Below are 10,492 nucleotides of genomic sequence, written 5' to 3'. Positions count from 1 at the left end.
TTCAAGGGCGGCGCCGAAACCAATGCCGCCGTGCTTGGCCAGCACACCATGTTGCAGGCCGATTCCACCGGCTGGCGTCCGCTGGTCGACGCCGGCAAGCTTCGGCTGCTGATGGTGTGGACCTCGGCGCGGTCGCCGAATTTCCCTGATGTGCCGACGCTCAAGGAACTCGGCTATCCCATGGTCTACGATTCGCCGTTCGGCATCGCCGGGCCCAAGGGCATGGATCCGAAGATCGTCGCCAAGCTGCATGACGCCTTCAAGAAGGCGCTCGACGATCCCGCGGTGATCGCGACGCTGGCCAAATTCGACATGGTTCCGAACTACAAGAACACCGAGGACTACAAGAAGTTCGTCACCGAGGTCACCAACTCCGAACTCAAGGTGATCGAGGCGCTCGGCCTGGCGAAGAAGAAGAACTGACACCGCCCTTGCGTCCCGGACCCGGTGGACCGCTACTTCAGCGCTGCGCCGCAGAGCCGGGTTCGATAACTTTGCTCCCTGAACCCCGGCTCTGCAGCGCACCGGCATAGCCGCTGCGCTGCGCCCGGGGAACGCCTGAGGAGAATCGATGAGCGATCAAGATAACGTCAAACTTCGCGTCAATAATTCCGAGCTATGGGGCGGGCTGATCGGCCTCGCGCTGGGCGCCTTCGTCGTCTGGTCGGGCCTCAAGCTCAAGCTCGGCACCATCAACGACCCCGGCTCCGGCTATGTGCTGTTCTACACCGGCCTGCTGATGTGCCTCTTCTCAGTCACCATCATCTTCGCGGCCGTGACCGAGGGCGGCCCGACCTTCGGCGCGCGCTGGAAAGACGCGCGCTGGACCAAGCCGCTGCTGGTCATCGCATCGCTCATCGCGTTTTCCCTGGCGCTCGACAAGCTCGGATTTCTGCTTTCCACCATACCGTTGATGTTGCTGCTGCTGCGCCTGGTCGATCCGGTGCGCTGGTCGCTGGCCGTTCCGATCGCCCTGCTTGCGCCGCTCGGGGTTTGGTGGGTGCTGAAGCGCGTGCTCCTGATCCAGTTGCCTTCGGGCATCTTCGAAATCGGCTGACTGGATCGAAAACATGGAAACACTTCTCAATGTCGGGCAGGGCTTCGGCGTCGCGCTGATGCCGATCAACCTGCTCTACTGCTTCATCGGCGTGTTCATCGGTACGCTGGTGGGCGTACTGCCCGGCATCGGGCCGATTTCGGCGATGTCGCTGCTGCTGCCGATCACGCTGTCGGGAACGCCGGAGTCCGGCATCATCATGATGGCCGGCATCTATTACGGCTCGATGTATGGCGGCTCCACCACCTCGATCCTGGTCAACATCCCCGGCGAAGCCGCCTCGGTAGTGACCTGTATCGACGGCCATCAGATGGCGAAGCAGGGCCGCGCCGGACCGGCGCTCGGTATCTCCGCGCTGGGCTCCTTCATCGCCGGCACATTCGCGCTGATCGCGCTGATGCTGGTGGCCCCATCGCTCGCCAGCGTCGCGATCGCATTCGGGCCGGCGGAGTATTTCAGCCTGATGGTTCTGGGACTGGTGGTTCTGACCTTCCTCACCCAGGGCTCGATGGCGAAGGCGCTGCTGATGGCCTGCATCGGCATCGTGCTGGGCCTGATCGGGCTCGACAGCATCAACGCCATGCCCCGGCTGACCTTCGGCCGCCTCGAACTGATCGACGGCATCGGCCTGGTGCCCGTGGTGATGGGGTTGTTCGGCGTTGCCGAGGTCCTGATCAATACCGAGAAGCTCATCAAGCGCGACATCATCAACGCCAAGATCACGCACCTGCTGCCGAACAAGGCCGACTGGAAGGCCAGCGCCGGACCGATCGGACGCGGCACAATCCTTGGATTCTTCCTGGGGATTCTGCCGGGCGGCGGCTCGGTGATCTCCTCGTTTGCGTCCTACGCGCTGGAGAAGCGGCTGTCGAAGACGCCGGAGCGGTTCGGCAACGGCGCAATCGAGGGCGTCGCGGGGCCGGAATCCGCCAACAATGCTGCCGCCGGCGGCGCCTTCATTCCGCTGATGACGCTCGGCATTCCCCCGAACGTGGTGATGGCGCTGCTGCTCGGCGCCTTCATCGTCCACGGGGTGCAGCCCGGCCCGCTGATGATCACGCAGAACCCCGGCCTGTTCTGGGGCATCGTCGCCAGCATGTATATCGGCAACGTCATGCTGCTGGTGCTCAATCTGCCGCTGATCGGGATGTGGGTTCAGCTCCTGAAACTCCCGTACAATATCCTGTTCCCGCTGATCATCCTGTTCACCATCATCGGCGTCTACTGTTCCAGCAACAACGTGTTCGACGTCTATGTCATGATCGCCTTCGGCGTGATCGGCTACTTAATGCGCAAGATCGGCTACGAGCCCGCGCCCCTGGTGCTGGCGTTCGTGCTGGGGCCGATGCTGGAAAACAACCTGCGCAAATCGCTGATCCTGTCGCAGGGCGATCTCTGGACTTTCGTCGAGCGCCCGATATCGGCAGTGTGCCTGGCGATTGCGGTCGTCCTTCTGATCGGCCCGCTGCTGCCATCGTTCCGCAAGAAGCGCGAACTGGTGGCGCTGGAGGAAGGCGCCTAGTCTCGGCTGCAGAGCAGTCTCTGAGGCTTCAGAGCAGTCTTGCGCGCGCGAACAGGGCGCGGAGTGCGTTGGTTGCCTGCACGATGAGCATGCCATCCTCGGCCGCGGCCTCGAGCGCGGCCTTCGCATCGCTGTGCAGCGACCTGAATTCCATCCACTCGACCGAGTTGAGACTGCTGATGAAACCATGAGCCTGGCCGACGGTCTCGATCGCGACGATCTTGCCGTTCACCTTGACCCGGAACGTCGCCTTCAGCCTTGTTTCGGAGTTTGATACGTTGCTCATCGCGGTACCGTTGTTCAGCGGCGAAGACAAAGTCAATTGGAACTCACTTGCCGATCGCGCGGCCTCTCGCCCAGATCCCAGAACAGGCCGGCCATGATGCCCAGCGCCTCTTCGGTCACGGTGAGCAGAATGTGCTCATCGGGCGCATGCTGCGAGCAGCCCGGATAGGAATGCGGCACCCAGATCGTGGGCAGGCCGAGCCCTTCGGAGAACACGTCATTGGGCAGCGACCCGCCGAAATTCGGCAGGATCGCCGGCGCCTTGCCGGTGGTCCGCCGGATCGATTCCGCCGCCCAGCCGACCCAGGGGCTGTCGAAATCGGTGCGCGACGCCGCAAAGCTCTGGGCCGCGCGCACCTCGACCATCGCAAACCCGTTGTCGTGCAGATGCGCACGCACCGCCTCGATGACCTGATCTATTCGGGTGCCGACGACGAAGCGCAATTGCAGCACCGCATGCGCCTCGCCGGGGATGGCATTGGCGGGGCTTGCAATGTTGCCGGACGACATCGCAAGCACTTCGAGCGTGTTCCAGGCGTAGAGCCTCTCAGCGGGCGACAGCCCCTCCTCGCCCCAATTCTCCGACAGGGCCGGCTCATCGGCCGTCGGCTCGACCTTCACCTCGGCCAGCACGGCGCGAATCGCGTTGGAAATGCGCGGCGGCTTCAACTGATCCAGTTGCATCCGTCCCTTGTGGTCGACCAGGCACGCGATCGCGCCTGACAGAATTGTTCCGGCATTGGCCAGCACGCCACCCCAATTGCCGGAATGATGCGCGCCGTCGCGCAGCTTGACGTCGAGATGAATCCGCAAGCCGCCGCGGCAGCCGAGGAAGATGGTCGGCCGATCCGCCGACAGCCGCGGCCCGTCGGATGCCAGAAACAAATCGGCCTTCAGCTCGTCGCGCAGCGACTCGCATACGACGCGCAAATCCGGTGAGCCGATCTCCTCGCCGGTCTCGATGATGAATTTGGCATTGAAACCGAGCTTGCCGCCGCGCGCCGCGCGCACCGCCGACAACGCCGCCATGTTGATGCTGTGCTGGCCCTTGTTGTCGGCGGTGCCGCGGCCATAGACCCGATTTCCCGACACGGTGGTCCGCCACGGATCGAGATTGTCGCGCCATTCGCCTTCCATGCCGTCGACGACGTCGCCATGGCCGTACATCAGCACGGTCGGCGCCGACGCGTCCTCCCGATACTCCGCGACCAGATAAGGCCCCTTTCCGGTCGGCGATTCGATCAACCGCGAGGAGAAATCGAGCTGCGCAAATGCCGGTCGCAGTCCTTCCTCAAGATAGGCGCGCAGGGCATCGCCGCTGCCGGGAGTCTGGCTTTGGGTTTTATAGCGGACCCTGCGGTCGAGTTCGGCGAGGAACTCGCCGGAATGAAGCTGTTGGCGGGCGCCGGCGACGGCATCTTCTCTGGTCATGTCTTCTCTTCTGCAGTCACGGAAGTTTCGATCGTCTGCCAACGTAGCGACAACCGGTGCCGACCGGAAGTGGGCACGACGCCGACAATTTTCTTTGCTATGCCCAGCCGGAATGCAACAATTTCGCTCGCAGCCCGGGCACGCAGATCGGGCGGATAACAGGGTGGACCCCGTGGGGCGCCTCGAGGTTTCTCAACCATGAAAAAACAAATCCGGCTCAATGCCTTTGCCATGAACTGCGTCGCGCATCAGTCGCCGGGGCTGTGGACCCATCCGCGCGACCGCACCAGCGAATATAACCGGCTACCGTACTGGATCGACCTGGCCAAAACGCTGGAGCGCGGACGGTTCGACGGGCTGTTTCTCGCCGACGTGCTCGGCGTCTACGACGTGTTTGGCGGCAACCCCGACGCGGCGCTGCGCAACGCCGCGCAAACGCCGGCCAACGATCCCCTGCTGCTGATCCCGGCGATGGCCACCGTCACCGAGCATCTGGGTTTCGGCGTCACCTCCAACCTGTCCTATGAGCCGCCCTATACATTCGCGCGGCGGATGTCGACGCTCGATCATCTGACCGAAGGGCGGGTCGGCTGGAACGTGGTGACCGGCTATCTCGACAGCGCGGCCAAGGCCGCCGGCAAGGACAAGCAGACCGGGCATGACGACCGTTACGACGTCGCCGACGAGTATATGGAGGTGGTCTACAAGCTGTGGGAAGGCAGCTGGGAGGACGACGCAGTGGTGCGCGATCGTATCAGGGGAATTTTCACCGATCCCGCCAAGGTGCATCGCGTCGTTCACGCCGGAAAAAACTACCGCGTCGACGCCATCCACCTCAGCGAACCCTCGCCGCAGCGCACCCCTGTACTGTACCAGGCCGGCACCTCGCCGCGCGGACGGCAATTTGCGGCGGATCACGCCGAATGCGTGTTCATGTCCGGGCCGTCAGCCAGGATCATCGCGCCGCGCGTGGCAGCGATTCGCGAACTCGCGGCCAAGGGCGGCCGCAACCCGGCCGAGATCCTGATGTTCTGCATGTTCACCGTCATTCTCGGACGGACCGAAGCCGAGGCGAAGGCCAAATACGCCGACTATCGCAGCCACATCAATCCGGAGGGCGCGCTGACGCTGATGTCCGGCTGGACCGGAGTCGATTTTTCGACCTACGACCTCGACCAGCAGGTTCGCCATGTCGAAAACGACGCCGGCCGCAGCGCGATGGACAACATCACCCGCGCCGATCCGGACCGGGTCTGGACCGTGCGCGAGGTCGCCCAGCATGTCGGCATCGGCGGCGCCGGGCCGGTCGTGGTCGGCACGCCGGAAACAGTCGCCGACGCCATCGAAGCCTGGTTCGAGCAGACCGATGTCGACGGCCTCAACATGCCGTTCGCAGTGTCGCCCGGCGATTTCGCTGATATCGCCGACATGCTGGTGCCGGAACTGACCCGGCGCGGCCGCTACAAGCAGGCCTATGCCGAGGGCACGCTGCGCGAAAAACTGTTCGGCGCCGGCCGCGCGCGTCTCGGCGCGCCGCATCCGGCCGTGCAGTATCGGCATGGCGTGACGGCAAAGGCGGCGGAGTAGGTTTCGCTCCGCAGAGTGGGCAAAGGCGCGCTCTTCGCGCCGTGCCCACCATTTATCGATTTGCGCGCTGTGGTGGGCACGCTGCGCTTTGTCCACCCTACGATTCAATGGCAAAACGCGCCAGCATGTCGCGGTCGACATCGATGCCGAGGCCGGGGCCGCCGGGCACCTGCACGATGCCCTTCACATGCTCGATCGGTTGTAACAGAAGCGACTGGCGAATCGGATGTTCGGTGCGGTCGAACTCGAGCATGGGTTCGAGCGGCGCGAGTGAATGCGGCGTCTGAGACGGCAGCACGGCGAGCAGTTGCAAGGAGGCTGCGATCGCGATGCCGGTGCCCCAGACATGCGGGTTGTAGCGGACGCCGAACGCCTCGGCCATGTCGGCGATCTTCTTGCATTCGGACAGCCCGCCGGCCGCGCAGGTGTCGGGCTGAATGATGTCGATCGCCCGCGACGCCAGCAGGTCGCGAAAGCCGAACCGCGTGAACTCGCATTCGCCACCCGCGATCGGGATCGAAAGCGCCGCTTTGACTTCGCGATATCCCGCAACATCCTCCGGCGGCGCCGGCTCCTCGAACCAGCCGATGTCGTACGGCTCGATCATCCGGCCGAGCCGGATCGCCGCGACGGCGTCGTAGGCATGGTTGGCATCGACCATCAATGCGACGTCGGGCCCGATTGCTTCGCGCACGGCGCGCGTTACCGCGGCATCTTCTGCCACGCCGAAGCCGACCTTGAGTTTGACGGCCTTGAAGCCTTCCGCGACATAGCCGACCGCTTCCTCGGCAAGATATTTTAGCGGATCGCCCGATTTGCGCCGGTACAAACCCGTCGCGTAGGCCTGTACTTCGCTGCGCAGCGGGCCGCCGAGCAGGCGATGCACGGGAACCCCAAAGTGCTTGCCCTTGATATCCCACAGCGCGATGTCGATGCCGCTCAGCCCTTCGATCACGGCGCCCTTCTGCCCGTGATCCCTGAGCCGGGCATAGATCATCTGCCACAGGAACTCGGTCCGCAGCGGATCCTCGCCGATCAGCCATGGCGCAATGGCTTGCACGACGGCAGCGGTGATGCGGGCGGGGCCGTAGCATTCGCCCCACCCGACCATGCCGTCATCGGTTTCGATCTCGACCACCATCGCGGTGCGCGTGTCGTACCACGCCCGCGAATAGGCAAATGGCTGCGACAACGCGGCCTCGAGGATGTGGGTGCGGACCGCGGTGATTTTCATGCAGGTGCTCTCGATATCTATCGCTCGTCATCCCGGGGCGCGTCAAAGACGCGAACCCGGAATCTCGAGATTCCGGGTTCGATGCTTCGCATCGCCCCGGATGACGGGGGGCGTCAGACGGTGCCGTCGACCACCACTTCGATCAGTTTCGCGCCGGGACGCGAGAACGCCGACTTGAGCGCCGCCGCGACATCCTTCGACTCGGTGATCTGCATCGCTTCCAGCCCGAGCGATTTTGCCAGCGCGGTGAAATCCACCTTGGGATCGACGAAATCCATCCCGACGTAGTGGTCATCGCCGTGGAACGCCAGCAGCCGCTGCTTGATGATGCGGTAGCCGCCATTGTTGACGATCACCACCGTCAGCGGCAGCTTGTGATGCGCCGCAGTCCACAGCGCCTGGATCGAATACATCGCGCTGCCGTCGCCGGAGAAACACACCACCGGACGGTCCGGATTGGCGAGGCTGACGCCAACCGAAGCCGGCAGGCCCCAGCCGATGCCGCCGGAGGCCAGCGCGTGATAACCGTAGCGGTCGCGGTGCGGGCGCAGCGCCAGCATCTGGCGCGACGAGGTCAGGCCCTCGTCGACCAGGATGGCATTTGCGGGCATCGCCTCGACAACCTGCAACGCCAGCCAGTCCGGATCGATCGGCGAGCGATCGCTGCTCTTCGAAATCTGCTCGACCAGCACCTTGCGTTTGGCGGTCCAGTTCTTCGATGCCAGCGCCGCGATGCCCTGCTTCGCACGCGTCTCCAGCGCCGCGCCGCCGGCGGACTTCAGCGCCGGCACCAGCACGCGCAGCGTCTCCCTGACATCGGCCTTCAGCGCGATCTCGGCGCTGTAATTCTTGGCGAGGTCCCAGTCGACCAGCCCGATCTGCACGACCGGCATGCCCTCCGGCAGCGGATCGATCTCGCTGTAGACCGACATCCGCAGGGGATCGGCGCCGAGCACGATCACGAGATCGTAAGGCGACAGCACCTCGCGGACCTGCTTCTGCAGCCGCGACAGCGCGCCCATGAAGCACGGGCTCTCCGACAGGAAGTGCGCGCCATAGGGCGTCGAGCATTGAAAGGCGGGCGCACCCAGCGCTTCCGCCAGATCCGCTGCTTCCCGCAGCGCGTCGCTCTTGACGATTTCATCGCCAGTGATGATGACGGGATTCTGGGCCTTCAGAATCCGCTGCGCCAGCGCAGCCAGGGACTCGTCGGACGGCCGGACCCTGCTATCGACGCGGGTCGAGCTGCCCAGTTCGATACCCGCCTCGGCATTGAGGATATCGCCGGGCAGCGAGATGAATACCGGCCCGGTCGGCGGCGTCATCGCGATCTTGGCGGCGCGGCGCACGATCCGCGGCAGGTCCTCCAGCCGCGTCACCTCCACCGCCCATTTCACCAGCGGCTCCGCCATCTGCAGCATCGGCCCGTACAGCACCGGCTCCATCAGGCCATGGCCCTGCTCCTGCTGGCCGGCTGTGAGGATCATCGGCGTGCCGGTAAAGCTGGCATTGAACAGCGAACCCATGGCGTTGCCGAGCCCGGGCGCGACATGGACGTTGCAGGCGACGAGCTTGCCCGAGGCGCGGCTGTAACCATCGGCGATGGCGACCACCAGGCTTTCCTGCATCGCCATCACGTAAGTGAGGTCGGGATGTTCCTTCAGGGCGTGCATGATCGGCAATTCGGTGGTGCCGGGATTGCCGAACAGATGGGTGATGCCCTCATCCTTGAGCAGGGCCAGGAACGCCGAGCGCCCGGTAATGCGATTCATCAACTGTCTCCTCCTGCCCGCGGCCGTTACCGTCGGGTCCTGCCATCATGGCTGATCCGCACCATCTGTTGCAAGGAAGCGCGGTCATGGCTGCCCTGCGCCGGCACGCGCGCATCCGCTATTGTGTTGGCGGTCGGTTGATTCATAGTGGTCTTGAAAATGGCATGGCCACAGGCCGCATTGTCTGGTCTGGAGCATTCCCCGCGATGTCGGAAGAATCGGGTTCGGCGACGGGACCATCTCCGCATGATGGCCTGCCGGCCGAACGCCGGCGCTGGGCGGTTGCGGCGATCTTCACCGCCGTCGCCGTGGCATCGCTCGATACCGCAATCGCGAACATCGCCCTTCCCGCCATCGCCGCCGACCTGCGCGTCAGCCCCGCCGACGTCATCTGGGTCGTGAACGTCTATCAGATCGCGCTGGTAGCGACACTGTTGCCGCTGGGCGCGCTCGGCGAAATCGTCGGCCACGAGCGAATCTATCTGGGCGGCTTGCTGCTGTTCACGGTGGCGTCGCTCGCCAGCGCCTGCGCGTGGTCGCTGGAGAGCCTGCTGGTGGCCCGCACGCTGCAGGGACTGGGCGCCAGCGGCCTGATGAGCGTGAATACCGCGCTAGTGCGATTCGTCTATCCGACCCACCTGCTCGGCCGCGCGTTCGGTTACAATGCGCTGACCGTCGCGACCGCGATGACGCTTGGGCCGACGGTGGCGGCCGGCATCCTGTCGCTGGGGCCGTGGCCGTGGCTGTTCGCCATCAACATCCCGATCGGCCTGATCGCGATCGCGATCGGATTGAAGACGTTGCCGCGGCCGCCACGGGCGGTTCACCCGTTCGACTTTCTCGGCGCCCTGATGGCCGCGGGCGCGCTCGGCCTCATCATCATCGGAATAAGCGGCGCGGCGCATCACGCCGACATCGGACTGGTCGGGGTCGCATTGGTGGTCGGGGTCGCGCTCGGATGGCTCCTGATCCGCCGCCACGCCGATCATCCCGCGCCGATGCTTCCCGTCGACCTGTTTCGGCTGCCGATCTTCGCCCTGTCGGCGGCCACCGCCGTGTGCTCGTTCGTGGTGCAGGGGCTGGCGTTCGTCGCGCTGCCATTCTATTTCCAGGAAACACTGCATCGGACCGCGGTCGAGACCGGCCTGTTCATGACACCCTGGCCGCTGGTGGTCGCGATCATGGCGCCGATCGCCGGCCGGCTGTCCGACCGATATCCCGCCGGGATCCTCGGCGGCGTCGGCCTGGCGCTGCTGTGCCTCGGCATGGGGTTGCTGGCCACGCTGCCGGCGGCGCCTGCGACCGCCGATATCGTCTGGCGCATGGCGCTGTGCGGATGCGGCTTCGGCTTCTTCCAGGCTCCCAATCTGAAGGCGCTGATGTCGAGCGCCCCGGCGGGACGCAGCGGCAGCGCCAGCAGCATCGTGGCGACGGCGCGCCTCACCGGACAGACCATTGGTGCGGCGCTGGCCGCATCCTGTTTCAGCTTCGTCGGCCGCGATGGCGCCGTGGTGGCGCTGGCGCTCGCCGCGGGCGTCGCCGCGATCGGCAGCCTGATGAGCTTTTTGCGTATGATCGCGATCCCGCGGCCCGGCTGATCGCGT

9 protein-coding genes are annotated in these 10,492 nt (G+C 65.0%); 5 read left to right on the top strand and 4 right to left on the bottom strand.

Annotated features, from left to right (window positions below):
- The 3 genes from Q8N40_RS05840 to Q8N40_RS05830 form a co-directional block, all read left to right on the top strand.
- On the top strand, positions 1-423 hold a 423-nt coding region (locus Q8N40_RS05840), incomplete at its 5' end, for a tripartite tricarboxylate transporter substrate-binding protein (RefSeq protein ID WP_305711139.1).
- A gap of 148 nt (positions 424-571) precedes the next feature.
- Positions 572-1,057, top strand: coding sequence for a tripartite tricarboxylate transporter TctB family protein (locus Q8N40_RS05835; RefSeq protein WP_305711138.1), 486 nt, complete (start codon positions 572-574; stop codon positions 1,055-1,057).
- Positions 1,058-1,070: 13 nt separating this feature from the next.
- On the top strand, positions 1,071-2,579 hold the full coding sequence (locus Q8N40_RS05830; protein ID WP_305711137.1) for a tripartite tricarboxylate transporter permease: 1,509 nt from the start codon (positions 1,071-1,073) through the stop codon (positions 2,577-2,579).
- A 28-nt stretch (positions 2,580-2,607) separates the two neighbouring features.
- Here the strand turns inward: Q8N40_RS05830 and Q8N40_RS05825 are convergent, their stop codons facing one another.
- Together Q8N40_RS05825 and Q8N40_RS05820 are read right to left on the bottom strand one after the other, a co-directional pair.
- Positions 2,608-2,865, bottom strand: a complete 258-nt coding sequence (locus Q8N40_RS05825; RefSeq protein WP_305711136.1) for a hypothetical protein — start codon at positions 2,863-2,865, stop codon at positions 2,608-2,610.
- 32 nt (positions 2,866-2,897) lie between these two features.
- Positions 2,898-4,295: a M20 family metallopeptidase gene (locus tag Q8N40_RS05820; protein WP_305711135.1), complete on the bottom strand. Its 1,398-nt coding sequence runs from the start codon at positions 4,293-4,295 to the stop codon at positions 2,898-2,900.
- Positions 4,296-4,493: 198 nt separating this feature from the next.
- Between Q8N40_RS05820 and Q8N40_RS05815 the strand changes: the two genes are divergently transcribed.
- Positions 4,494-5,882: an LLM class flavin-dependent oxidoreductase gene (locus tag Q8N40_RS05815; RefSeq protein ID WP_305711134.1), complete on the top strand. Its 1,389-nt coding sequence runs from the start codon at positions 4,494-4,496 to the stop codon at positions 5,880-5,882.
- 97 nt (positions 5,883-5,979) lie between these two features.
- Here Q8N40_RS05815 and Q8N40_RS05810 read toward each other — a convergent pair whose 3' ends face one another.
- Entirely contained in the window at positions 5,980-7,116 is a 1,137-nt protein-coding gene (locus Q8N40_RS05810) for a mandelate racemase/muconate lactonizing enzyme family protein (protein ID WP_305711133.1), read from the bottom strand.
- Positions 7,117-7,229: 113 nt separating this feature from the next.
- Positions 7,230-8,891 (bottom strand): thiamine pyrophosphate-binding protein, encoded by a 1,662-nt coding sequence (locus tag Q8N40_RS05805; RefSeq protein WP_371135626.1) that lies wholly within the window; start codon positions 8,889-8,891, stop codon positions 7,230-7,232.
- A gap of 203 nt (positions 8,892-9,094) precedes the next feature.
- On the opposite strand from Q8N40_RS05805, the gene Q8N40_RS05800 reads away from it, so the two are divergent.
- On the top strand, positions 9,095-10,486 hold the full coding sequence (locus Q8N40_RS05800) for an MFS transporter (protein WP_305321820.1): 1,392 nt from the start codon (positions 9,095-9,097) through the stop codon (positions 10,484-10,486).
- Positions 10,487-10,492 lie beyond the last annotated feature (6 nt).

It is taken from the genome of Bradyrhizobium sp. (assembly GCF_030693485.1).
Lineage (GTDB): Bacteria > Pseudomonadota > Alphaproteobacteria > Rhizobiales > Xanthobacteraceae > Bradyrhizobium.
Note: the sequence above shows the minus strand (reverse complement) of the source record. Positions and strands in the feature narration are given on the sequence as shown.

Excerpts from the sequence above, each read along its gene's own strand:
- Q8N40_RS05815 (WP_305711134.1), top strand. The coding sequence starts at position 4,494 with ATGAAAAAACAAATCCGGCTCAATGCCTTTGCCATGAACTGCGTCGCG.
- Q8N40_RS05825 (WP_305711136.1), bottom strand. The coding sequence starts at position 2,865 with ATGAGCAACGTATCAAACTCCGAAACAAGGCTGAAGGCGACGTTCCGG.
- Q8N40_RS05800 (WP_305321820.1), top strand. The coding sequence starts at position 9,095 with ATGTCGGAAGAATCGGGTTCGGCGACGGGACCATCTCCGCATGATGGC.
- Q8N40_RS05835 (WP_305711138.1), top strand. The coding sequence starts at position 572 with ATGAGCGATCAAGATAACGTCAAACTTCGCGTCAATAATTCCGAGCTA.
- Q8N40_RS05820 (WP_305711135.1), bottom strand. The coding sequence starts at position 4,295 with ATGACCAGAGAAGATGCCGTCGCCGGCGCCCGCCAACAGCTTCATTCC.
- Q8N40_RS05810 (WP_305711133.1), bottom strand. The coding sequence starts at position 7,116 with ATGAAAATCACCGCGGTCCGCACCCACATCCTCGAGGCCGCGTTGTCG.
- Q8N40_RS05830 (WP_305711137.1), top strand. The coding sequence starts at position 1,071 with ATGGAAACACTTCTCAATGTCGGGCAGGGCTTCGGCGTCGCGCTGATG.